Origin of the sequence: Agromyces sp. H66 (assembly GCF_004959775.1) — a bacterium.
Classification (GTDB): domain Bacteria; phylum Actinomycetota; class Actinomycetes; order Actinomycetales; family Microbacteriaceae; genus Agromyces.
Genome location: NZ_SJZG01000002.1, coordinates 371,104 through 394,953 on the forward strand (window position 1 = coordinate 371,104; position 23,850 = coordinate 394,953).

Sequence of the window (23,850 nt, forward strand, 5' to 3'; positions counted from 1 at the left end):
GAGCCCCCTGTCGAGGAGGAGTCGTCAGCGCCGGGTGGCGATGTTCACGAGCCGCGGGGCGCGCACGATCACGTTCGCGATCTCGCGGTCCGACAGCGCACGGGCGACCCCCGCCGACCCGCGGGCGAGCGCCTCGAGGTCGTCGGCCGAGATCTTCGGCGAGACCTCGAGCCGGTCGCGCACCTTGCCGTCGACCTGCACGATCGCGGTGACCGACTCCTCGACGAGCAGCGCCGGGTCGGCCTTGCGCCAGGTCACGAGCGCAACGCTCGGCTCGTAGCCGAGGCGTTGCCACATGTCCTCCGCGGTGTACGGCGCGAACAGGTCGAGGATCATCGCGGTGACCTCGGCGGCTTCGCGCACCGCGGCGTCTGCGGGGCCCGCACCCGAGTCGATGACCTTTCGCGTGGCGTTCACGAGCTCCATGAGCCGTGCGACGACGACGTTGAACTTGAACGCCTCGACCAGGCCCGGCGCGTCGGCGAGCAGGCGGTGCGTCATCCGGCGCAGCGCCGGGTCGCCCGTCTTCCACTCGACGTCGGGGCTCGAGGTGACCTCGCCCGAGATCCGCCACGCCCGCGCGAGGAACTTGGCCGACCCGACGGGCGAGACATCCGCCCAGTCGATGTCGTCCTCGGGCGGTCCCGCGAAGGCGAGGGTCACCCGCAGCGCGTCGGCGCCGTGCGCACCCAGCTCGCTCGCGAACTCGACGAGGTTGCCCTTCGACTTGGACATCTTCGAGCCGTCCATGATGACCATGCCCTGGTTGAGCAGCGACGTGAACGGCTCGGTGAAGGTCAGGTACCCGAGGTCGAAGAGCACCTTGGTGATGAACCGCGAGTAGAGCAGGTGCAGGATCGCGTGCTCGACGCCGCCGACGTACTGGTCGACGGGCAACCACTTCTCGGCCTCGGCGGGGTCGAACGCCAGGGTGTCGTCGTTCGGGTTCAGGTAGCGCAGGTAGTACCACGAGCTGTCGACGAACGTGTCCATCGTGTCGGAGTCGCGACGAGCCGCTCCCCCGCAGTTCGGGCACGCGACGTTCACCCAGTCCTCGGCGGCGCCGAGTGGGCTCGTGCCCTTGGGCTTCAGGTCGAGGCCCGCGGCATCCGGAAGCCTGACCGGCAGCTCGCTCTCGGGAACCGGCACCTCGCCGCACTCGGGGCAGTGGATGATCGGGATCGGCGTGCCCCAGTAGCGTTGCCGCGAGATGAGCCAGTCGCGGAGGCGGAAGTTCTTCGCGGCCCGGCCGAGGCCGCGCTGTTCGAGCAGTTCGATCACCCGGCGGATGGCGTTCGACTTGGAGAGGCCGTCGAGCGGCCCGGAGTTGACGAGTCGTCCGTCACCCACGAGGGCGATGCCCGTCGAGGCCGGGTCTTCGAGCTCGGCGCCCTCGGGCATGATCGGGTCGCCGTTGTCGTCGAGCTGGATCACCGGGATGACGCCGGTGACGGGCGCGGTCGTGTCGACGACCACGCGCACGGGGAGTTCGAACGCGCGGGCGAAGTCGAGGTCGCGCTGGTCATGCGCGGGTACGGCCATGATCGCGCCGTGGCCGTAGTCGGCGAGCACGTAGTCGGCCGCCCAGATCGGGAGGCGCTCGCCGTTCACGGGATTGACCGCATACCGTTCGAGGAAGACGCCGGTCTTGGGGCGCTCCGTCGAGAGCCGGTCGATGTCGCTCTCGGCGCGCACCGAGTCGAGGTACCCCTGGAACCGGGCCTGCACCTCGGCGGATGCCCCGGCCGCGAGCTCGGCCGCGAGCTCGGAGTCGGGCGCGACCACCATGAAGGTCGCGCCGTACAGCGTGTCGGGGCGCGTGGTGAACACCGTGACGCGCTCGTCGCGGCCCTCGATCTCGAACTCGACGTCGGCGCCTGCGGAGCGGCCGATCCAGTTGCGCTGCATCGTGACGACCTTCGAGGGCCACGAGCCCTCGAGCTGGTTCAGGTCGTCGAGCAGGCGGTCGGCGTAGTCCGTGACGCGGAAGTACCACTGGGTCAGCGCCTTCTTCGTGACGATGAAGCCGCACCGCTCGCAGTGCCCGTCGATGACCTGCTCGTTGGCGAGCACCGTCTGGTCGTTGGGGCACCAGTTGACCAGCCCGGCCTTGCGGTACGCGATGCCCTTCTCGTAGAGCTTCAGGAACAGCCACTGGTTCCATCGGTAGTACTCGGGGTCGCTCGTGTGGATCTCGCGCGACCAGTCGAACGACGGCGCGTACTGCCGGAACGAGCGCTTCTGCTGCTCGATGTTGTCGTAGGTCCAGCCGCGCGGGTCGATGCCCCGCTTGATGGCGGCGTTCTCGGCGGGCAGGCCGAAGGAGTCCCAGCCGACGGGGTGGAGCACGTCGAAGCCCTGGTGCCGCCAGTACCTCGCGACGATGTCGCCGTAGCCGAACGCCTCGGCGTGGCCCATGTGCAGGTCGCCCGAGGGGTAGGGGAACATGTCGAGGATGTACTTGCGCGGCCTGGTCTCGCCGGGGCGTCCGGCGCGGAAGGGCTGGAGCTCGTCCCACACGGGGAGCCACTTCGCCTGGATGGAGGCGAAGTCGTACGCGCCGTTGTCGGCGTGGGCCTGGTCCTGATCCTGTGCCACGTGACTCTCAATCGTGTGTCGCTGCGCACACGGTGCGCACGTCCTTCGGGCACGCCGAATCACGGCGCGCGCTCGGACATCCAGCCTACTCACTCCACGGGGTCGGATGCCGCGCCGAGCACGGCGAGCAGGGCCCTGGCCTTCACGAAGGTCTCCTCGATCTCCTCGTCGGCGATCGACATCGCGGTGATGCCGCCCCCCGTGCCGATGCTCGCGCCCGAGGGAGCCAGCACGATGGATCGGATGACCATGGCGAGGTCGGCGCTGCCATCGACGGCGAGGTACCCGAACGCACCCGAGTAGACGCCCCTCGGCCCCCGCTCGAGCTCGTGCAGGATCGACATGGCGCTGTGCTTGGGTGCGCCCGTCATCGACCCCGCGGGGAACGCGGCCCGTACGGCGTCGAGTGCCGTGAGCGGATGCCGCAGCCGCGCCTGCACCGTCGAGACGAGCTGGTGCACGTGCGCGTACTCCTCGACGGCGAGGAGACTCGGCACGCTCACGCTGCCGAGCTCGGCGATGCGGCCCAGATCGTTGCGCATGAGGTCGACGATCATGAGGTTCTCGGCGCGTTCCTTCTCGCTCTCGACGAGCTCGCGCCTGAGCGCCGCGTCGCTCGCCGGGTCGGCACCGCGCGGGCGGGTGCCCTTCATCGGCTTCGTCGAGACGACGCGGTCGGTGCCGACGTGCAGGAAGAGCTCGGGTGAGGCGCTGAGGAGTGCGAGGTCGCCGAATCGCAGGTAGCCGCCGTGATGGCTGGGGCTCGATCCGCGAAGCGCGAGATACGTCGCAGCCGGGTCGGGACGCACGTCGACGTCGACCCGGTTGGTGAGGCACAGCTGGTAGGCGTCGCCCCGCACGATGGCCTCCTGGCAGCGGGCGATGAGCTCGGCGTAGCGCCCGGGTCCGTGTCGCCAGCGCACGGCCGGGGCGTCCGCCCGCGGCGCGGGTGTCGGGTCGGCGGGCCGAACGGCCGGCGCCTCGTCGAGGGCCGCGAGCACCGGTTCGAGCTCGTTCGCCCACGCCGCTCCCGCTGCCGAGTCCCGCCTCGACCCCGGCGCGGCCTCGAGCTCCGGCTCCAGCCACGCGAGCCGCACCGTGCGCGCGCCGTGATCGAACACGATCGCCCGATCGACGAAGAGGAACGCGGCATCCGGCGTCTCCGCGCGGTCTGCCGGCACGTCGTTCAGCGCCGCGCCGAGCTCGTAGCCGAACCAGCCGAACCAGCCGAGGGGGCCCGCGTCGGCACCGTCGGTCACGGGGTCGCCGAGCCGCTCGCCGAGCACGTCGAAGACAGATGCCTCGAGCGTCACCCGTGTCGCCCCGGCATCGATCTGGGTGCCCCGGGTGACCGTGCCCCGCACCACGTCGGCCGTGACGAACTCGCTGCCGGGATGCGCGACGGCGAGGACGCTGAGGCCCGACGCGGCATCCGCCCCACCGTCGAGCCAGACCGCGTACGGCGCCTCGGCGCAGCACGCCCGGAAGACGATCTCGGGGTCGCGCCATGCGGCGAGCGTGCGAGAGCGGATGCGGCGCGGCATCCTCTCAGCCTAGGAGGGCGGCGCGATCACTTGCGCACCGGGTCCAGGTGGGGAAGGGGGCCGCGAGACGCGATCCGCCCGTCTTCGAGGGTCACGACGCGGTCGACCAGGGCCTCGTCGACCGTCGTGTGCGAGATCAGCACGACCGTGCGACCGGAGCGGGTCGCGGCCCCCGCGAGATCCCGCAGGAGCGCGTCGGCCCGGTCGGGATCGACGTTCGCGGTCGGCTCGTCGAGCACCAGCACCGGGAAGTCCGCGAGCATCGCGCGGGCGAGTGCGATGCGCTGCGCCTGGCCGCCCGACACGAGGGCGCCGCGCTCGCCGACCCGGGCGCCGAGGCCGCCGCGCTCCTCCACCCAGCCGCGGAGGCCGACCCGCTCCAGCACGTCGAGCAACTCGTCGTCGCTCGCCGTGTCGCGCGCGAAGATCAGGTTCTGCCGGAGGTCCTCGTCGAACAGCCACGGACGCTGCTCGACGAGGCCGACACGGCGTCGCACGGCGCGCGGGTCGAGCGTGGATGCCTCGACGCCGCCGAGCCGGTAGGAGCCCTCGTACTCGAGGAACCGCACGAGCACGTGCGCGAGCGTCGTCTTTCCGGCACCCGACCCGCCGCGCACCAGCACCCGCTCCCCCGGCGCCAGGTCGAGGTCGAGTCCGGCGAGCACGGCGGCCGGCGTCTCGGCCCGTTCGTCGGGCTTCGGCCAGTGGGCACGGATGCCGCGGAGGGTGATTGCGGGCGGCGGGATCGTGGGCGGCGCCTCGGCCGGGGCCGGCGGCACCTGCGGGATGCCGTCGGGGATCCGGGCCGGCACGGCGTGGGCGACGCGTTCGGCGCTCGACCGTGCGATTCGCAGCGCGCTCGCCGCGAGCGGGATCGCGCCCGCCACCTCCGCGATCGCGAGCGGCACGAGGCAGAGCACCGCGAACGTCGGCCCGTCGATGCGTCCTGCTTCGAGGATCGGGGCGGCCGCCGCGAGGCTCGCGGCGACGGCGATGCCGCCGACGGCCGTCATGGCGGCGGATGCCGCGCCGGTCGCCGCCGCCCGGGCGCGCGTCGCCCGCGCGAGCCGCGCGCCGATCGCCTCGATGGCCCGGCGCCCCGCCGCGGCCGAGTCGAACGCGACCAGCACGTCGAGGGCCTGTACGTGCTCCACGACCGCCGCCTGGAGCTGTCCGCGCAGCGGCGCGAGCGTGCGTTCCGCCCGGATCGCGGCCCACCGCTGCACGAGCAGGGTGCCGCCGACGCCCAGCACGAGGCATCCGAGCACCGCCGCCGCCGAAGCCGGTGCGAGCAGTGCCACCCCGGCGACCGAGAGCGCGAGCACGACGAGTGCGCTGACGACCGGCTGCACGACCCGGAGCGGCACGTTCTGCAACTCGTCGACGTCGCCGACGAAGCGCGCGAGCAGGTCGCCGCGCCGGCTCGCGGCGAGCCCGTCGGGTGCGACGGGCAGCATCCGCTCGAACACGCCCGCCCGGATCTCGGCGAGCTGCCGGAACGACGCGTCGTGCCCCGAGAGGCGTTCGAGGTAGCGGAACACCGCGCGACCGAGCGCGAACGCCCGCACGCCGACGATTCCGAGCGACAGGTACAGCACCGGCGGCTGCTCGGCGGCGCGCGCGATGAGCCAGGCCGATGCCGCGAGGAGCGCCACGGCGGAGCCGCCTGACGCGACGCCGGCGAGCACGGCGGGCAGGAGCCGGACGAAGCGGGGCACGGCCTGTCGCAGTACGGTGCGAGTGGGATCAGGCATGCGCCACCGCCAGGTCGTGCACGACGTCGGCGGTGCCGACGAGATCCGAACGATGCGTCGCCACCACGATGGCACGGCCCTCCGCAGCGAGCTCGCGCAGCGCGCGCCCGAGGTCGGCCTCGCGACCGGGATCGAGCGCCGAGCTCGGTTCGTCGAGCAGCAGCAGGCGGCCGTCGCGGGCGAGCAGCCGGTGGATCGCCCGTGCCGTCGCGACCCGCTGGGCCTGTCCGCCCGAGAGCCCGGCGCCGCCGGGACCGAGACGACGCTCGGGGTCGAGCTCGACGCCCGCGAGGCCCAGGGCGCGACCGACGAGTTCGGGCGGGGCGGACTCGTCGCCGAGCCGCACGTTCTCGGCGATCGATCCGGCGAGGAGGGCTGGGGTCTGACCCGCCCAGGCGATCGCCGACCGGTCGCCGGGCGTCAGCGGTCGGCCGTCGAGGATCATCCGGCCGTCCGCGTCCGCGAAGCCGAGGATCGCGGCGAACAGGCTCGACTTGCCCGAGCCGCTCTCGCCCGTGATCGCCGTGATCCGGCCGGCCGGCGCCTCGATGTCGACGCCGTCGAGCACGACGCCCTCGCCGCGCCGCACCCGCACGCCGACGAGCCGGAGGCCGGATGAACCGTCGGCATCCGCCACGGCCACCCCGGTGTCATCGTCGCCGGCGTCGCCACGGCGCCCTCCGTCTCGCCGAACCCTGCCCCCCGACCCCGCCGCGTCCAGCAGGTCGAACGCGTCGGTCGAGGCCGTCACGCCCTCGGCCGACGCGTGGAACGCCGCCCCGACGTTCCGCAGCGGCAGGAACACCTCCGGCGCCAGCACCAGCACGAAGAGCCCGGGCGCGAGGGTCATGTCACCCGAGACGAGTCGCAGGCCGATCGAGACCGCGACGAGCGCGACCGACAGGCTTGCGGCGAACTCGAGCGTGAATCCCGAGAGGAACGTGATGCGCAGCACCTTCATCGTGCGCGAGCGGTACTCGTCGGTGACCGCGCGGATGCGGGCGACCTGTCGCTCGGCGCGCCCGAACACCATGAGCGTCGAGAGCCCGCCCACGACCTCGAGGAAGCCCCTCGAGAGCGTCGCCAGGCTGTCCCACTGGCGCCGCTGCACCGCACCCGTCGCGAGGCCGATGAGCGCCATGAACACCGGGATGAGCGGAAGCACGATCACGAGCACGAGCCCCGACAGCGGATCGGCGATCCACGCGGCCGCGATGAGGATCGGCGTGGCGATGACGCTGAGCACGAGCTGGGGCAGGTAGGTGCCGAAGTAGTCGTCGAGCGCATCGAGACCTGGCCCGAGCAGCGTCGCGATGCGCGCGGTCGGGAACTCGGGAACGCCCGTCGGTCGCGCCTCGAGCGACTCGAGGAGTTCGGCGCGCAGTTCCGCCTTCACGCGCTGGGCGCCCGAGGAGCCGGCGAGATCCCAGAGCCAGGCCGCGAGGGCCCGACCGGATGCCGCGACGACGAGCACGACGAGGAGCGGCCACGCTCGCGACATCCCCTCGCCGTCGATGAGCCCCACGACGAGCGTGGCGAGCGCCCACGCGAACGCGAGCACGGCGGCGGCCTGCACGAGAGCGAGCGCGCCGCCCGCGAGGAGGAACCAGCGGGCGGCGCGGGAGCGGCGGACCAGTCTCGGATCGAGGGGCTTCACGTCAGTGCGCGGAGGCCTCGACCGAGGCTCGGGTGACGCGCTTGCGGAAGATCCAGTACGTCCACCCCTGGTAGGCGAGGACGAGCGGCATGACGAGCAGCGCCAGCCAGCTCATGACCGTGAGCGTGTACGCCGAGCTCGACGCGTTCGCGACTGTGAGGCTGTTGGCCGGATCGTTCGACGCGGGCATCACGTCGGGGAACAGTGCCGCGAACAGCGCCGCCACGGCGCTGGCGACCGTGATGGCGAGCAGCGTGAACGCGGTCCCCTCGGCGCCGCGGGCGTTGGCCAGCCAGGCGCCGATGAGCGTGAGGGCCGCGATCGCGGCGAGCACCCAGAACCAGAACGTGCCGTGCGCGAGGCCGGTCCAGGCGAGGAACCCGGCCGCCACGACGACCGTGAGGAGTCCCGATCGCGACGCGAGCCTCCTGGCGCGCTCACGCAGTCCATCCTCGGTCTTCAACGACACGAACACGGCGCCGTAGGTGAAGAAGAGCAGGAGCGTGGTGAGTCCCCCGAGCAGCGCGTACGGGTTCAGCAGATCGAAGAGCGTGCCGGTGTAGTTGTGATCCTCGTCGAGCGGCACACCCTGCACGATGTTCGCGAACGCGACGCCCCAGAGGAGCGCGGGCACCGCCGAGCCGACGATGATCATGAGGTCGAACCGGCGCTTCCACTGCGACTCGGGCCGCTGGTGCCGGTACTCGAAGGACACGCCGCGCGCGATGAGCGCGAGCAGGATGAGGAGCAGCGGTAGGTAGAACCCCGAGAAGAGCGTCGCGTACCACTCGGGGAACGCCGCGAACAGCGACGCGCCGGCCACGATCACCCACGTCTCGTTGAGGTCCCACACGGGGCCGATCGTGTTGATGATGACGCGCCGATCCGTGTCGTCGCGACCGAGGAACGGCATCGACATCCCGACCCCGAAGTCGAACCCGTCGAGCACGAAGTAGCCGACGAAGAGGAACGCGACGATCCAGAACCAGAGCACCGACAGATCCATGTGCATTTCCTCCTAGTACACCGTGCTGGCAGGTTCGACCCGGCCGGTCTCGGGATCGGGCTCGCCGACCTCCGGCGGGCCCTTCTTGATCGCGCGGATCACGAGCCCCACCTCGACGACCGCGAGGGCGCCGTAGACGAGCGTGAATGCGACGAGAGAGATGAGCACGTCGAGGCCGGTCACGTTCGGCGACACCGCCGACGCCGTGGGCAGGAGACTGAAGACGATCCAGGGCTGCCGGCCCATCTCGGTGAAGATCCAGCCGACGCTCATGGCCAGCGTCGACAGCGGGAAGCTCCAGATGGCGACCTTCCACACCCACTGCTGCTTGGGCAGCCGGCCCTTGCGGGTCAGCCAGAGACCCACGACCGCGACGAGCACGTGCAGCATGCCGAGCCCGATCATCCAGCGGAACGACCAGTACGTCACCCAGATGATCGGCGCGTAGTCTCCCGGGCCCCAGAGCTCGGTGTACTGCGCCTGCAGGTCGTTGATGCCCTCGACGCAGCCGTCGAACGTGTGCGTCGACAGGAACGAGAGCAGGTACGGCACCCGGATCGAGAACAGTTCGGTGCTGCCGTCTGGCGTGCCGAGGGTGAACAGCGAGAACGACGCCGCCGCGCCGCACACCGTGTCGTAGGTCGCCTCGGCGGCGGCCATCTTCATAGGCTGCGTCGCCACCATCGCGAGGCTCAGCTGGTCGCCGAAGAGTGTGGTCAGGATGCCGGAGATGATCATCGTCCACAGCCCGAACTTCAGGGCCGGCCGCATCGTGTCGAGGTGCTGGTTTCGCGCGAGATGCCAGGCAGCCGCGGCGATGACGAGGCCCGCCGTGACCATGAAGCTCGCGGCGATGGTGTGCGGGAACGCCGCGAGCACGACCCGGTTGGTGAGCACCTCCCAGATGTCCACCAGCTCGGCGCGGCCCTTCTCGGCGTTCAGCTCGTACCCGACGGGGTTCTGCATGAACGCGTTCGCCGCGAGGATGAAGTACGCCGACACGACCGTTCCGAAGGCCGTCGCCCAGATGGTGAGCAGGTGCAGGAAGCGGGGCAGCTTGTCCCAGCCGAAGATCCAGAGACCGATGAAGGTGGCCTCGAAGAAGAAGGCGAGCAGGCCCTCCATGGCCAGCGGCGCCCCGAACACGTCCCCGACGAAGCGCGAGTACTCCGACCAGTTCATGCCGAACTGGAACTCCTGCACGATGCCGGTGACGACACCCATGGCGAAGTTGATGAGGAAGACCGTGCCGAAGAACCTGGTGATGCGCAGGTACTCGGCCTTGCCGGTGCGGTACCACGCCGTCTGGAAGATGGCGGCCGTGGTCGCGAGGCCGATGGTCAGCGGCACGAACAGGAAGTGGTAGATCGTCGTGATACCGAACTGCCATCGGGCGAGGAGGAGCGGGTCCAGAAGTTCGTTCACGGATGTCCCTTTCACGAGGCCGGTGACGTTCCCGAGTGCATCTTCTACAGAGCGTAGAACATTCAGGGTCGCGGCGGTAGTCTGGTGGCATGGCGAGTCTCGGCGAACTCGAGCGCTCCGTGATGGACGTGCTCTGGACGAACGATGCCGCGCTCACGGCGAACGAGTTGCGCGACACCCTCGCGGTGCGCGACGGATCCGACCGCGTCGTGGCGACCACGACCATGCTCACGGTGCTCTCCCGACTCGAGCGCAAGGGCTTCGTCTCCCGGTCGCGCGACGTGCGTCCGCATCGGTACCGCGCGCTCCTCAGCCGTGAAGAGCACACGGCAGAACTCATGCACGAGGTGCTCGCCCAGTCGACCGACCGTGCGGCCGCGCTCGCGCGCTTCGTCGGCACGGTGAGCGAGGGCGAGGCGAACACCCTGCGTCGACTCCTCGACGAGCTCGCGCCCCGCTGACCGTGTTGCTCGTCGCCGGCGTCCTCGGCGCGCTCGCGCTCGCGCTCGCCTGGCCGGTGCCCGTACTGCTCTCCCGAGCGGCGTGGCCTGCACGGGCGCCGGCGGTCGCGCTCGCCCTCTGGCAGTCCATCGCGCTGGCGGGCGGACTGTCGATGATCGGATGCCTCCTCGCGCTCGGTTCGGAGCCGGCCGGCTCGTTGCCCGCCGCCGTCGCCCAGCTCGCTCCCGCGCTGCTCGAGGGGCCCATCCCGCCCGCGTACGGCGCGCTCGCGATCGCGGCGCTCGCGATCGCCGGTGCCGTGGCCCTGCTGCTCATGTTGAACCTCGCCTTCACGGCCGTGCGCGCCGAGCGCGAACGGCGGAGGCAGCACCAACTCGTCGACGTGCTGAGTGATCCGCTGCCGGGCGACCCGCGCACCCGCGTGCTCGCGCACCCGGTGCCGCTCGCGTACTGCGTCCCCGGAATCCGCACCACGACCGTGCTCACCGACGGGCTCATCGAGGTGCTCGACCGCGATGAGCTCGCGGCGGTCATCGCGCATGAGCGCACGCACCTCGACCAGCTGCACCACCTCGTGCGCCTCGCGTTCCGTGCCTGGCACAGCGCGATCCCGTGGTTCCCGATCGCGAATCGCGCCGAGCGCTCGGTCGTCACGCTCACGGAGATGCTCGCCGATGACGGCGCGCGCCGCCAGGTCGGCACGGATGCGCTCCGACGCGCGCTCCTGCGGGTGGGCGATGCCGGCGAGTCGGAGGCCTTCCCCGACGCCGCGCCCGGCGCGAGCCCCGACGCGGCCATGCTCGCGGCGCGACTGGAGCGCCTCGACCGCCTCGAGGCCGCGGCGGTCGATCGGCGGGTCGAGGATGGCCTCGCCCGCACGTTGCCGGGTCTCGTGCTCGCGGCATCCGTCGTCCTCGTCGCCGTGCCCCTGGCGGGGTACGCGGCCGTCCTCGGAATCCTCCCCTAGTCCGAGGCGGCGTCCACGGGGGACGGATACGCTCGAACGGTGAACGAGCTCCTCGACTGGATCCTCGACACGGTGCAGTCCGTGGACCCGGTCGCGCGCACGCTGCTCGCCGGTCTCGGCATCATGCTCGAGACGTCGGTGCTGATCGGGCTCGTCGTTCCGGGCGACACCATCGTGCTCGTCGCCTCGACGGCCGTCGGCGGGTTCGTCGAGTACCTCGCACTCGCCGTCACGGTCATCCTCGGCGCGCTCGTCGGCGAGAGCATCGGCTTCGGGCTCGGGCGGTGGTTCGGACCGCACATCCAGCACTCGCGACTCGGCCGCAGGCTGGGCGAGGAGAACTGGGCCCGCGCCCAGCGCTACCTCGACCGGAGAGGCGGCCCCGCGGTCTTCATCTCACGGTTCCTGCCCGTGCTGCACTCCCTGATCCCCCTGACCGTGGGCATGAGCACGATGCGGTACCGCAAGTTCATCGCGTGGACGGTGCCGGCGTGCGTCATCTGGGCGTTCGCCTACGTCACCGTCGGCTGGCTCACGGCCGACGGGTACCGCGAGCTCAGCCGCGAGCTGCACTGGGCCGGCTACGTGTTCGTCGCCGTCATCGTGGCGTTCCTCGTCGTGGTGTGGGGCGTGAAGAAGCTCCTGGTCCGCTCGGAGGCCCGGCACATGGCGCGGATCGAGGAGTCCGTGACGCCCCCGCTCGGGCCTGACGAGGCGGTTCGCCGGGTCGAGATCAGCCCCGTCGACGACGAGGGGCCGGACGCCGAAGCGCCCGACCCCTCGGATCATCGCCCGAAGCGCTAGAACAGCGACTTCTCCGCAAGCCAGTCGGAGGCGATCTGGTCGGCGGACTGCTGCTCGTCGACGCTCAGCGCGTTGAGCGCGACGAGGTCTTCGGCCGTGAGCGCCGCGCTCACCGTGTCGATGATGTCGGCGATCTCGTCGGTGACCTTCTCGCTCACGAGCGGCACGACGTGCGACGCGAGGAAGAGGCCCTCGGGGTCCTCGAGGGTCACGAGGTCACTCGTCGCGATCGCGGGGTTGGCGCTGTAGATGTTGACGATCTGGACCTGATCGTCTTGCAGGGCCTTGATCGTCAGCGGACCGCCACTGTCCTCGATCGGCGTGAACGCCACGTCGACGCCGTACACCGACTTCAGGCCCTCGGGGCCGTACGGCCGGGTGGCGAGCTCGGAATTGCCGCCGAGCGTGAGCGGCGTCGTGACGTTCTTCAGGTCGGCGAGGCTCGTCACGTTGTTCGCCTCGGAGAAGGCCTTCGTGACGTTGTACGAGTCCTGGTCGGTCGCGGCCGACTGGTCGAGCACCCGCAGCCCGTCGGGAAGCGAGGTCTCGAGCTCGGCGTACACGTCGTCGCTCGTCGTGGCCTCGGTGTCGGGCACGTAGTACTGGAGGAGGTTGCCCGTGTACTCGGGGAACACGTCGATCGCGCCGCCCTCGATCTCGGGGATGTAGACCTCGCGTTGGCCGATCCGGAACTGCCGGTCGACCGTGTAGCCGTTCTCCTCGAGCGCCTGCGCGTAGATCTCGGCGATGATCTCGTTCGAGTAGTAGTCCTGCGAACCGACGACGAGGGTCTCGGTCGAGCCGTCGCCGTCACCCGATCCGATGTCCAGCGGATCGCCCGATGCACACCCTGCCAGGGCCACTGTCGCCCCGACCGCGACCGCTGCCAGGGCAACGAGCCGGCCTTTTCCTGCTGTGATCATTCCTGATTCCCTTCGGTGATGGGTCTCCCCACGGCCGCTCCGAGCCGGACCGGCGCGGAGCGGGGTTCTGTCGTGCGCGTCGCCCGCACACCGGCCGGCACGACGAGTCGTTGCGTGATCGCGAAGAGCCCGTCGACGAGGAGCGCCAGCAGGATCACGAGGATCGAACCGCCGAGCATCTCACCGTAGTCGCGGGTCTTCAGACCCAGGAAGATGAAGCGGCCGAAACCCGCGTCGGCGATGAATGCGGCGAGCGTCGCGGTCGCGATGATCTGGAGCGTGGCCGAACGGATGCCGCCGACGATGATCGGCATGCCGAGCGGCAGCTCGACCTTGCCTGCGATCTGGCCCTCGCGCATGCCCATCGCCCTCGCGGCGTCGACGGTTCCGCGGTCGACCGATTCGAAGCCGGCGTACGCTCCGGCGAGCAGCGGGGGGATCGCGAGGATGACGAGCGCGAGGACCGGCGCCTGGAGGCCGATGCCCAGCCACAGGCCGAAGAGGGTCAGCACGCCGAGGGTGGGCAGGGCCCGCAGCCCGCCCGTGACCCGCACCGCGAGCTCGCGGCCGCGGCCGGTGTGGCCGACGGCCGCGCCGACGGGCAGTGCGATCGCGGCCGCGATCACGAGCACCAGGAGTGAGACCCAGAGGTGCTCGCCGAGGCGTTGCGGGATGCTGCCGGGCCCGCTCCAGTTGGCCGGGTCCACGAGCCAGGCCACGGCGTCGAGGAAGAGGCTCATGCGGCATCCGCCTGCTTGACGAGCGTCGTGGACGCGGCGCGGGCCGTTTTCGAATCGGGACGCGACCACGGCATGAGCACGCGTCCGAGCGCCACGCTCAGCCAATCGAGCACCAGGGCGAGCACGATCGTGGCGACGATGCCCGTGATGATCTCGACCTCGATGCCACGCTGGAACCCGTCGGTGAAGAGGCTGCCGAGGCTCTGCACGCCGATCACCGCCCCCACGGTCGCGAGGCTCACCGTGCTCACGATGACGACCCGGAGTCCCGACAGGAGCACCGGCCCCGCGAGCGGGAGCTGCACGGCCCAGAACCGCCCGGCGGCGGAGTAGCCGACCGCCGTGGCGGACTGCATCACCTCGCGTTCGACGGCATCGAACGCGTCGGCCGCCGTTCGCACGATCACGGCGATGCCGTAGAGGGTCAGCGCGGTGACCAGGTTCAGCGGCGATCGCAGGCTGAGGCCCGTCACCGGGGGCAGCGCGATGAACAACGCGAGCGAGGGGATGGCGTAGAGGAGCGCGCACAGCGACAGCAGCACGCCGCGCGACCACCGGTATCGGTGGGCGAGCCATCCGATCGGCACAGACACCACGAAGCTCAGTATGATCGCGGGCACCGACAGTGCCAGGTGCACGAGCATGAGCTCGCCGACCCGGTCGAGGTTCGACCAGAGCCAGTTCACGAGGCGAGGACTCCAGCCGGGCGCCCGTCGGCATCGACGACGAGCCGCCGACCACCGACGTCCGTGACGTGCAGGGCCCGCTTGCCGCGGTTCGCGCCCACGAAATCGGCGACGAAGTCGTCGGCGGGGTTCGCGAGGATCTCGGACGGCGACGCGGCCTGCGAGATCTTGCCGCCCTGCTGCATGATCACCACCTGATCGCCGAGGAGGAACGCCTCGTCGATGTCGTGCGTCACGAACACGACGGTCTTGCCGAGCTGGCCCTGCAGCCGCAGCAGCTCCTGCTGCAGCTCCGCCCGCACGATGGGGTCGACCGCCCCGAAGGGCTCGTCCATGAGCAGGATGTTCGGGTCCACCGCGAGCCCGCGGGCGACGCCGACGCGCTGCTGCTGACCTCCCGAGAGCTGCGCCGGGTACTTGTCGGCCAACGAGCGATCGAGCCCGACGGTGTCGAGGAGCTCGAGCGCGTGGGCTCGCGCCTCCCGCTTGCTCGTGCCGCGCAGGAGCGGCACGGTCGCGACGTTGTCGACGACCTTGCGGTGCGGCAGCAGCCCCGAGTTCTGCATGACGTAGCCGATGCCGCGTCGCAGGGCCACGGGCTCGAGCGTCGCGACATCCGTGCCGTCGATGAGCACCTGCCCGGCGGTCGGGTCGACCATGCGGTTGATCATGCGCAGCAGCGTCGTCTTGCCGGAGCCCGATGAGCCGACGAGCACGGTCGTCTTGTGCGGAGGGATGACGATGTCCACGTCCTCGACGGCGACGGTGCCGTCGGGGAACTGCTTGGTGACGCCGCGGAACTCGATCATCTGGCCGCCTCAATCCGGTCTCGGGTGGTCACCTGAACCAACGGGTTCCAGTTGAGCACCATTCCCGTTGGGAGGCAACGCGGCCCGCGGGAGGCGTCAGGCCGCGGTACTTGCGGTACGGAGGTCGCCGAGGTGCTCGGCGAGATAGTCGTGCACGAGGCGCTTCGCCTCGGCGAGGTACCGCTCGTCGCCCGCGGCGTCGCGCTGGAACGCGCGGCTGATGAGCGCATCGCCGAGTTCGATCGCGACGCCCAGCCGGAAGCGCAGTTCGGCGGCATCCGTCTCGACCTCGAACTCGGCCTCGATCAGCTGCGCCATGCGGTGCGCGAACTCCGGTTCGACGTCGCCGTCGGCGGTCTCGCGTCGCCCGGCGTGCACCACCGTGAAGCCGGGCTCGTCGCGGTACAGCGCGGCGCACGCGTCGAGGGCGACGTCGACGACGTCGCGCCAGGTCTCGATCTCGGCGCGCCCCATCTCCTCGGCGACGCGTACGCGGTAGCGGTGGATCGAACGCTCGCGAAGCGCGTGCACCACGGCGACGCGATCGGGGAAGTACCGGTACACCGTGCCGATCGACGCGCCCGCCCGCTCGGCGACCATCTGCGTCGTCAGGCGCTCGAACCCCGTCTCGTCGACGATCTCGGCCGCGGCGTCGAGCAGCGCGTCGAGGCGCTGCGAGCTGCGCCGCTGCGTCGGCTCCGTGCGCACCGCTCGCTTGCGACTCGGATCGGCCCCAAGGATCAGGTCGACTTTCGGCACGGAACCTCCCTCGTTTGCGGGGTCCACTCTACCCGGAGCGTCGACCGCGGGCCGACCACGGCGGTCGTCAGCGTTTCGCGGTCGGCCCGGCGCCCATGCCAGACTGAGGGGATGCCGGTGAGCTCCCCCACCCCGGCCGGATCCCGAGAGCGTCAGGTCCGGCATCGAGCCGCGCGTTTCGAGGACTGGGTCCACGAGATCCGCGAACGGTGGGCCCGACGCCGCGGCCACCTGCCGACCGTCGTGCCCTATACGGGCTACGGCTCCACGGAGTGGGTTCGGGTGTTCTGCCGCGTCCTGCTCACGCGCCCCCTCCCCGCCGACGCGTCGAAGCGCCGGCGACGGCGTCGTGAGCAGGGAATTCGCGGGTGGCGGAGCTTCACCAGCGTGCCGGTCGGCGACGTACCCGTCATCATCGAGGTCGGCGACGAGCGCATCGAGGTGCTCGCCGACCGTGGCGGCGTCGTCGACACCAGGATCCCCGTCGCGCTCGAGCCGGGCTGGCACCAGGTCTCGCTTCGGACGGAGGGCTCGGAGACCGTCGAGGCCCCCGTCTGGATCGTCGGCCCCGACGTGCGCTTCGGCCTCATCTCCGACGTCGACGACACCGTGATGGTCACGGCGCTCCCGCGGCCGTTCGTGGCGTTCTGGAACACGTTCGTGCTCGATGAGCACGCGCGCATCCCGACGCCGGGGATGGCCGTGCTCTACGAGCGCCTCATGCGCGCTCATCCCGGCGCACCCGTGATCTACCTCTCGACGGGCGCCTGGAACGTCGCGCCGACCCTGACGAGGTTCCTCTCGCGGAACCTCTACCCGGCCGGGCCCCTCCTCCTCACCGACTGGGGCCCGACGCACGACCGCTGGTTCCGCAGCGGCCGCGAGCACAAGGAGGAGAACCTCCGGCGCATCGCCGGCGAGTTCCCCGACATCCGCTGGCTCCTGGTCGGCGACGACGGACAGCACGACGAGGACCTCTATGCGCGATTCGCCGCCGAGCATCCCGACCGCGTCGCCGCGGTCGCGATCCGCCGCCTCTCCACGGGCGAGGCGGTGCTCGCCGGCGGTCGCACGAAGGCCGAGCAGCACGGTGCGACCGTGCCGTGGGTGTCAGCCAGCGACGGCTCGAGCCTCGCCGATCAGCTCGCCGACGTCGGCCTGCTCTGAACCCCGTGTGAGCGCCGGATGCGCGCCAGCCCGCGATTCACGCTCCTGGCCCACAGCGGCCCCCGGTAGATGAATGCCGTGTACCCCTGCACGAGGGTCGCGCCCGCTTCGAGGCGCTCCTGCACGTCGTCGGCGGTGTCCACGCCGCCCACGCTGATCACGCACAGCGACGCCGGCACACGGCCGCGGATGAGCCGGAGCACGTCGAGCGATCGCGCGGCGAGCGGTGCCCCCGACAGTCCGCCCGGGCCGATGTCATCGATGACGGATGTCGCGGTGCGGAGTCCCTCGCGGGAGATCGTCGTGTTCGTGGCGATGATGCCGTCGAGCCCGAGGCGCACCACGAGGTCGCAGATGCGCAGCACCTCCTCGTCGGCGAGATCGGGCGCGATCTTCACGAGGAGCGGCGTCGCCCCGGCGGCGGCGCGCACCGACTCGAGGAGCGGAGCGAGCGCGTCGAGCTCCTGCAGGCCGCGCAGGCCCGGGGTGTTCGGCGAGCTCACGTTGACGACGAGGTAGTCGGCATACGGGGCGAGCACGCTCGCACTGCGCTCGTAGTCGGCCACCGCATCCTCGACGGGCGTGACGCGGCTCTTGCCGATATTCACCCCGAGGACCGGGCGGTGGCTCAGGCGTGCCAGCCGGGAGAGGCGCCCGGCCGCGGCATCCGCCCCGCCGTTGTTGAACCCCATGCGATTGATGAGCGCGCGGTCGGCGACGAGACGGAAGAGGCGCGGTCGCTCGTTGCCCGGCTGCGCCAGCGCCGTGATCGTGCCCACCTCGACGTGCCCGAAGCCGAGCTGGCCGAGTCCCCGCACGGCGTGGCCGTCCTTGTCGAAGCCGGCCGCGACGCCGAACGGCGACGGGAAGCGCAGTCCCAATGCCTCGACCGCGAGCGATGGGTCGGGCGCGGTGAAGCGCTCGACGAGCCGGCCGACGCCCAGGAGCGGAAGCATCCGGATGACCCGGAACGCGAGGTGATGCGCGTCTTCGGGATCGAGGCGGGAGAGGACGAGGGAGAAGAGGAGTCGATACATGCCGCCACTCAGGCTATCGGAGGACGCCCGGGCGGCCGTTCGCTCACTCGACGGGGCGTGCGGGGATCCGGCCGTGCTCGGCTCGCAGCTGGCCGATCGCCGACTCGAAGTCGTCGAGCGACTCGAAGGCCTGGTAGACGCTCGCGAACCGCAGGTAGGCGACCTCGTCGAGCTCGCGCAGCGGCGGCAGGATCGCGAGGCCGATGTCGTTCGCCTCGATCTGGGACGCGCCCGTCGACCGGATCGTCTCCTCGACCTTCTGCGCCAGCACGGCCAGGTCGGAGTCGGTGACGGGTCGGCCCTGGCACGCCTTCTTCACTCCGGCGACGACCTTCTCGCGGCTGAACGGCTCGATCACGCCCGACCGCTTGATCACGGCGAGGCTCGCCGTCTCGGTCGTGGAGAACCTCCGGCCGCACTCGGGGCACTGCCGGCGGCGCCGGATCGAGAGGCCGTCGTCGCTCGTGCGCGAGTCGATGACGCGGGAATCCGGGTGACGGCAGAACGGACAGTGCATGGTGCCTCCAGCCTAGCGGCGCACCGCCGGGCGTCGCCGGCGTTCGCCGAGGGCGCGCGGTGGGCGTGCTGCGCCCGGGCGCGCCGCGTCAGTCGGCGAAGCGCGCGGCGACCGCCTCGCCGTGCGCGGGCAGGTCCTCCGCGGCCGAGAGCGCGGCGATCGCGGGCGAGACCTCGCGGAGCGCGTCGGCGTCGTAGCGCACGACCTGCTGCGGCCGAAGGAATGTCGCCGCCGAGAGACCGGCAGCGTAGCGGGCCTGGCCGCCCGTGGGCAGCACGTGGTTCGACCCCGCCGCGTAATCGCCGAGGCTGACCGGGGCGTAGTCGCCGACGAAGATCGCGCCGGCGTTCTCGATGCGGGCGAGGGCGGCCTCGGGGTCGCGCACCTGGATCTCGAGGTGCTCGGGGCCGAACGCGTTGGCGAATTCGGTGGCCTGCTCGAGGTCGTCGACGAGCACGAGCGCCGACTGGGCACCCTCGACGGCGGTGCGAACTCTCGTCGAGTGCTTCGTCGCCGCGACCCTCGCCTCGAGCCGCTCGAGCACGCGGGCGGCGAACTCCGGCGAATCGGTGACGAGCACGGCCGCCGCGAGCTCGTCGTGCTCGGCCTGGCTCACGAGGTCGGCGGCCACGAAGTCGGGGTCGGCGGAGTCGTCGGCGATCACGAGGATGTCGGTGGGGCCTGCCTCGGCGTCGATGCCCGTGACGCCCTGCACGAGCCGCTTGGCGGCCGCGACGAACACGTTGCCGGGGCCGGTGACCCGCTGCACCGGCTCGAGCCCGATGCCCGGCACGCCGTACGCGAAGGCGCCGATCGCGCCGGCGCCGCCCATGGCGTAGACCTCGGTGACGCCGAGCAGCGCGGCCACCCCCGCGACGACGGGGTGCACGCGCCCGCCGAACGCCTCCTGCGGCGGAGAGGCCAGCGCGATGGAGCGCACGCCCGCGACCTGTGCCGGCACGACGTTCATGACGACGCTCGACGGGTAGACGGCCTTGCCGCCCGGCACGTAGAGTCCCACGCGCGCGACGGGCTGCCAGCGCTGCTCGACGACCGCGCCGGACGCGAGCACGGTGCGCTGAGGCGCCGGCACCTGGGCACGGCTCGCGGCGCGGACGCGCTCGACGGCGGCCTCGATCGCCGAGCGGATGTCGGGGTCGAGCGCCTCGAGGGCGGCGTCGAGCTCGGCGGCCGGCACCCGCACGGCCGCGGGCCGCACCCGGTCGAATCGCTCCGCCTGGTCGAGCAGCGCCGCCTCGCCGCGTTCGCGCACGTCGTCGATGAGCGCCCGCGCGCCGTCGAGCGCCGCCGTGACGTCGGTCGCGGCGCGCGGCACGACGGCCAGCAGTTCGCTCGGGGTCGGACGGGTTCCGCGGAGGTCGATGGGTCGCAGCATGGCCCTGTCAGCCTACCGGCGCAGGCTGGGCGCGACCTCGGCGCGCGTCACACGAGGCAGTTCGGCCCGAGCAGGCTCTTGAGCTCGCCGTAGAGGTCGGCCGTGACCTGCACCGGGTACGGGAGCTCGAACACGCGAGCCGTGCGGCCCTTCACGAGTTTCAGTCGCACCTCGGTGTCGCCCCGGTGCCGGATGAGCACGTCGCCGAGCGCCGCGATCGTGTCGGTCGTGGCGCGCACGTCAGGCAGCGAGATGACCACGGGTCCGGATTCGTCGCCCTGGCCGAGCTCGGGGGTGAACACGCTGTACGCGTGCAGGTTCATGCCGTCGTCGCGCATGCTGACCCGCCCGCGCACCACCACGATCGAGTCGCCCTTCAGGCCGGGGGCGAACTCCTGGTACGCCTTGCCCATGAACATGACGGTGATCTCGCCGGAGAAGTCCTCCACCTGGATCATGCCGTACTGGTTGCCGCTCTGACGTGCGACGCGGTGCTGCACGCTCGTGACGAGCCCGGCGATCGTGACGGTGTCGCCGTCCTGGGTGGAATCGGAGCTGACGAGTTCGGTGATGGTCGTCGAGGCGTGCTTCGCGAGCGGGGCCTCGAGGCCGGCGAGGGGGTGGTCGGACACGTACAGGCCGAGCATCTCGCGTTCGAACGCGAGCTTGTCGCGCTTGGCCCACTCGGGCCGGTCGGGCACGAGCGACGGCGCGGCCTCTCGCTCGTGATCTTCGAACAGGCTGTCGAAGTCGAATCCGATGTCGCCGACCTCCTCGGCGCGCTTCTCCTTCACGACCGACTCGACCGCGCCCTCGTGGATCTCGACGAGCGCACGTCGGGTGTGCCCCAGCGAGTCGAAGGCCCCGGCCTTGACGAGGGATTCGACCGTGCGCTTGTTCGCGACCTGCACGGGCACCTTCTTCAGGAAGTCGTGGAACGACTCGAAGCGCCCCTTCTCCTCGCGGGCGGCGCGGATCGCGTCCACGACGTTGAAGCCGACGTTGCGCACCGCGCCGAGTCCGAACCGGATGTCGTCGCCGACCGCGGCGAAGAAGCCGATCGATTCGTTCACGTCGGGCGGCAGCACCTTGATGCCCATGCGCCGGCACTCGTTGAGGTAGAGCGCGAGCTTGTCGCGCGCGTCGCCGACGCTCGTGAGGAGCGCGGCCATGTACTCGGCCGGGAAGTGCGCCTTGAGGTACGCGGTCCAGTAGCTGAGCACGCCGTAGGCGGCCGAGTGGGCTTTGTTGAACGCGTAGTCGGAGAAGGGCAGCAGGATGTCCCAGAGGGTCTTGATCGCGGCATCCGAGAACCCGTTGGCCTTCATGCCGGCCGAGAAGCCCTCGTACTGCTTGTCGAGCTCGGACTTCTTCTTCTTGCCCATCGCGCGGCGCAGGATGTCGGCCTGGCCGAGTGAGAACCCGGCGACGCGCTGGGCGATCGCCATCACCTGCTCCTGGTAGATGATGAGGCCGTAGCTCGTGTCGAGGATGTCCTTCAGCGGCTCCTCGAGCTCGGGATGGATGGGCGTGATCGGCTGCAGGCCGTTCTTGCGCAGCGCGTAGTTGATGTGCGAGTTCGCGCCCATCGGGCCGGGGCGATAGAGCGCGATGACGGCCGAGATGTCCTCGAAGTTGTCGGGCTTCATCTGGCGGAGGAGCGAGCGCATCGGCCCGCCGTCGAGCTGGAACACGCCGAGGGTGTCGCCGCGCGAGAGGAGTGCGTACGCCTCGGGGTCGTCGAGCGCGAGGTCTTCGAGCACCGGCCGGAAGCCGCGGTTCGCCTCGATGTTGTCGAGCGCGTCGTCGATGATCGTGAGGTTCCGCAGCCCCAGGAAGTCCATCTTGATGAGCCCGAGCGACTCGCACGCGGGGTAGTCGAACTGCGTGACGATCTGGCCGTCCTGCTCCCGCTTCATGATCGGGATGATGTCGATGAGCGGGTCGCTCGACATGATGACGCCCGCGGCGTGCACGCCCCACTGGCGCTTCAGGTTCTCGAGCCCGAGGGCCGTCTCGAAGACCGTCTTGGCCTCGGGGTCGGTCTCGATGAGGGCCCGGATGTCGCCGGCCTCCTTGTACCGCGGATGCTTCGGATCGACGATGCCCGACAGCGGGATGTCCTTGCCCATGATGGCGGGCGGCATCGCCTTCGTGAGCTTCTCCCCCATGCCGAACGGGAAGCCGAGCACTCGCGACGAGTCCTTCAGGGCCTGCTTGGCCTTGATGGTGCCGTACGTCACGATCTGGGCGACTCGCTCGTCGCCGTACTTCTCGGTGACGTAGCGGATCACCTCGCCGCGCCGGCGCTCGTCGAAGTCCACGTCGAAGTCGGGCATCGAGACGCGATCGGGGTTCAGGAACCGCTCGAAGATGAGGCCGTGCTGCAGCGGGTCGAGGTCGGTGATGCGCATGGCGTACGCGGCCATCGAGCCCGCACCGGAGCCACGGCCCGGGCCGACGCGGATGCCGTTGTTCTTCGACCAGTTGATGAAGTCGGCGACGACGAGGAAGTAGCCGGGGAAGCCCATCTGGGTGATGACGCCGACCTCGTAGTCCGCCTGACGACGCACGTCGTCGGGGATGCCGTTCGGGTACCGCACGTGCAGGCCCCGCTCGACCTCCTTCACGAACCAGCTCTCCTCGCTCTCGCCCTCGGGCACGGGGAACCGCGGCATGTAGTTCGCGCTCGTGTTGAACTGCACGTTCACGCGCTCGGCGATGAGGAGGGTGTTGTCGCACGCCTCGGGGTGGTCGCGGAAGACGTGCCGCATCTCGGCGGCGGTCTTCAGGTAGAAGTCGTCGGCGTCGAACTTGAAGCGGTTCGGGTCGTCGAGCGTGGATCCGGATTGCACGCACAGGAGCGCCGCGTGGCTCTTCGCGTCGTGCGCGTGCGTGTAGTGCAGGTCGTTCGTCGCGACGAGCGGCAGGTCGAGTTGCCTGGCGAGCCGCAGCAGATCGTCCATGATGCGGCGCTCGATGCCGAGGCCGTGGTCCATCACCTCGGCGAAGTAGTTCTCACGGCCGAAGATGTCACGGTAGTCGGATGCCGCCTTCAGCGCCTCGTCGTACTGGCCGAGCCGGAGCCTGGTCTGCACCTCCCCCGACGGGCAGCCCGTCGTGGCGATCAGGCCCGTCGCATACGTCTGCAGCAGCTCGCGGTCCATGCGCGGCTTGAAGTAGTAGCCCTCGATCGACGCGCGGCTCGAGAGCCGGAACAGGTTGTGCATGCCCTCCGTGGTCTCGGCGAGCAGCGTCATGTGCGTGTAGGCACCGGAGCCCGAGACGTCGTCGCCGCCGCCGTTGCCCCACCGAACCCGGGTCTTGTCGCTGCGGTGCGTGCCCGGCGTGACATAGGCCTCGGTGCCGATGATCGGCTTGATCCCGGCGTCGGTGGCCTGCTTCCAGAAGTCGTACGCGCCGAACACGTTGCCGTGGTCGGTGACGGCCACGGCGGGCATGCCCTCGTCCTTCGCCTTCTGGATGAGCTCCCCGACCCTGGCCGCGCCGTCGAGCATCGAGTACTCGCTGTGCACGTGCAGATGGACGAAGGAATCGGCGGCCACTGGGCTCCTCTTCGGTGTTGCTGCGAGCGGGGT

General features: G+C 70.8%; 19 protein-coding genes. 4 read left to right on the forward strand and 15 right to left on the reverse strand.

All coding sequences use genetic code 11. The features are described from left to right. Positions 1–24: 24 nt before the first annotated feature. From leuS to EZM51_RS05075, 6 genes are all read right to left on the reverse strand, one after another. Positions 25–2,598, reverse strand: coding sequence for a leucine--tRNA ligase (gene leuS / locus EZM51_RS05050; protein ID WP_136707146.1), 2,574 nt, complete (start codon positions 2,596–2,598; stop codon positions 25–27). Positions 2,599–2,687: 89 nt separating this feature from the next. Beyond that, positions 2,688–4,142 (reverse strand): aminodeoxychorismate synthase component I, encoded by a 1,455-nt coding sequence (gene pabB, locus EZM51_RS05055; RefSeq protein ID WP_136707147.1) that lies wholly within the window; start codon positions 4,140–4,142, stop codon positions 2,688–2,690. A 26-nt stretch (positions 4,143–4,168) separates the two neighbouring features. Beyond that, positions 4,169–5,896, reverse strand: a complete 1,728-nt coding sequence (gene cydC / locus EZM51_RS05060) for a thiol reductant ABC exporter subunit CydC (protein WP_136707148.1) — start codon at positions 5,894–5,896, stop codon at positions 4,169–4,171. Then, positions 5,889–7,553, reverse strand: a complete 1,665-nt coding sequence (gene cydD / locus EZM51_RS05065) for a thiol reductant ABC exporter subunit CydD (protein WP_136707149.1) — start codon at positions 7,551–7,553, stop codon at positions 5,889–5,891. Before cydD ends, cydC begins: the two co-directional genes overlap by 8 nt. A gap of 1 nt (position 7,554) precedes the next feature. Next, positions 7,555–8,559: a cytochrome d ubiquinol oxidase subunit II gene (gene cydB, locus EZM51_RS05070; protein ID WP_136707150.1), complete on the reverse strand. Its 1,005-nt coding sequence runs from the start codon at positions 8,557–8,559 to the stop codon at positions 7,555–7,557. A gap of 12 nt (positions 8,560–8,571) precedes the next feature. Next, positions 8,572–9,984 carry a cytochrome ubiquinol oxidase subunit I gene (locus EZM51_RS05075; RefSeq protein ID WP_136707151.1) on the reverse strand — a complete coding sequence of 471 codons (1,413 nt, stop codon included), beginning with the start codon at positions 9,982–9,984 and terminating at the stop codon, positions 8,572–8,574. 89 nt (positions 9,985–10,073) lie between these two features. Between EZM51_RS05075 and EZM51_RS05080 the strand changes: the two genes are divergently transcribed. The 3 genes from EZM51_RS05080 to EZM51_RS05090 are packed head-to-tail and all read left to right on the forward strand — an operon-like array spanning position 10,074 to position 12,217. Continuing rightward, entirely contained in the window at positions 10,074–10,445 is a 372-nt protein-coding gene (locus tag EZM51_RS05080; protein WP_136707152.1) for a BlaI/MecI/CopY family transcriptional regulator, read from the forward strand. Positions 10,446–10,447: 2 nt separating this feature from the next. Then, positions 10,448–11,413: a M56 family metallopeptidase gene (locus EZM51_RS05085; protein ID WP_136707153.1), complete on the forward strand. Its 966-nt coding sequence runs from the start codon at positions 10,448–10,450 to the stop codon at positions 11,411–11,413. Positions 11,414–11,452: 39 nt separating this feature from the next. Continuing rightward, positions 11,453–12,217, forward strand: a complete 765-nt coding sequence (locus tag EZM51_RS05090) for a DedA family protein (protein WP_136707154.1) — start codon at positions 11,453–11,455, stop codon at positions 12,215–12,217. Here the strand turns inward: EZM51_RS05090 and EZM51_RS05095 are convergent. The 5 genes from EZM51_RS05095 to EZM51_RS05115 form a co-directional block, all read right to left on the reverse strand. Next, positions 12,214–13,140 (reverse strand): ABC transporter substrate-binding protein, encoded by a 927-nt coding sequence (locus EZM51_RS05095; protein WP_136707155.1) that lies wholly within the window; start codon positions 13,138–13,140, stop codon positions 12,214–12,216. The two genes, EZM51_RS05090 and EZM51_RS05095, sit on opposite strands and share 4 nt — an antisense overlap. Further along, positions 13,137–13,880: an ABC transporter permease gene (locus EZM51_RS05100; RefSeq protein ID WP_136707156.1), complete on the reverse strand. Its 744-nt coding sequence runs from the start codon at positions 13,878–13,880 to the stop codon at positions 13,137–13,139. The genes EZM51_RS05095 and EZM51_RS05100 overlap by 4 nt, the downstream gene beginning before the upstream one ends. Next, positions 13,877–14,566, reverse strand: coding sequence for an ABC transporter permease (locus EZM51_RS05105; RefSeq protein WP_136707157.1), 690 nt, complete (start codon positions 14,564–14,566; stop codon positions 13,877–13,879). Before EZM51_RS05105 ends, EZM51_RS05100 begins: the two co-directional genes overlap by 4 nt. Continuing rightward, on the reverse strand, positions 14,563–15,375 hold the full coding sequence (locus EZM51_RS05110) for an ATP-binding cassette domain-containing protein (protein WP_136707158.1): 813 nt from the start codon (positions 15,373–15,375) through the stop codon (positions 14,563–14,565). The genes EZM51_RS05105 and EZM51_RS05110 overlap by 4 nt, the downstream gene beginning before the upstream one ends. A 96-nt stretch (positions 15,376–15,471) precedes the next feature. After that, positions 15,472–16,134 (reverse strand): TetR/AcrR family transcriptional regulator, encoded by a 663-nt coding sequence (locus EZM51_RS05115; RefSeq protein WP_248305469.1) that lies wholly within the window; start codon positions 16,132–16,134, stop codon positions 15,472–15,474. Positions 16,135–16,245: 111 nt separating this feature from the next. Between EZM51_RS05115 and EZM51_RS05120 the strand changes: the two genes are divergently transcribed. Continuing rightward, the gene (locus tag EZM51_RS05120; protein WP_136707160.1) at positions 16,246–17,301 is read left to right on the forward strand and encodes a phosphatase domain-containing protein; all 1,056 of its coding nucleotides are present in this window, start codon (positions 16,246–16,248) and stop codon (positions 17,299–17,301) included. Here the strand turns inward: EZM51_RS05120 and EZM51_RS05125 are convergent. From EZM51_RS05125 to dnaE, 4 genes are all read right to left on the reverse strand, one after another. After that, positions 17,274–18,338: a quinone-dependent dihydroorotate dehydrogenase gene (locus EZM51_RS05125; protein WP_136707161.1), complete on the reverse strand. Its 1,065-nt coding sequence runs from the start codon at positions 18,336–18,338 to the stop codon at positions 17,274–17,276. The genes EZM51_RS05120 and EZM51_RS05125 overlap by 28 nt on opposite strands. Before the next feature lie 43 nt (positions 18,339–18,381). Continuing rightward, positions 18,382–18,855 (reverse strand): transcriptional regulator NrdR, encoded by a 474-nt coding sequence (gene nrdR, locus EZM51_RS05130; RefSeq protein WP_136707162.1) that lies wholly within the window; start codon positions 18,853–18,855, stop codon positions 18,382–18,384. 88 nt (positions 18,856–18,943) lie between these two features. Then, positions 18,944–20,251 (reverse strand): histidinol dehydrogenase, encoded by a 1,308-nt coding sequence (hisD, locus tag EZM51_RS05135; RefSeq protein ID WP_136707163.1) that lies wholly within the window; start codon positions 20,249–20,251, stop codon positions 18,944–18,946. 47 nt (positions 20,252–20,298) lie between these two features. Continuing rightward, positions 20,299–23,817 (reverse strand): DNA polymerase III subunit alpha, encoded by a 3,519-nt coding sequence (dnaE, locus tag EZM51_RS05140; RefSeq protein WP_136707164.1) that lies wholly within the window; start codon positions 23,815–23,817, stop codon positions 20,299–20,301. Positions 23,818–23,850: the final 33 nt, after the last annotated feature.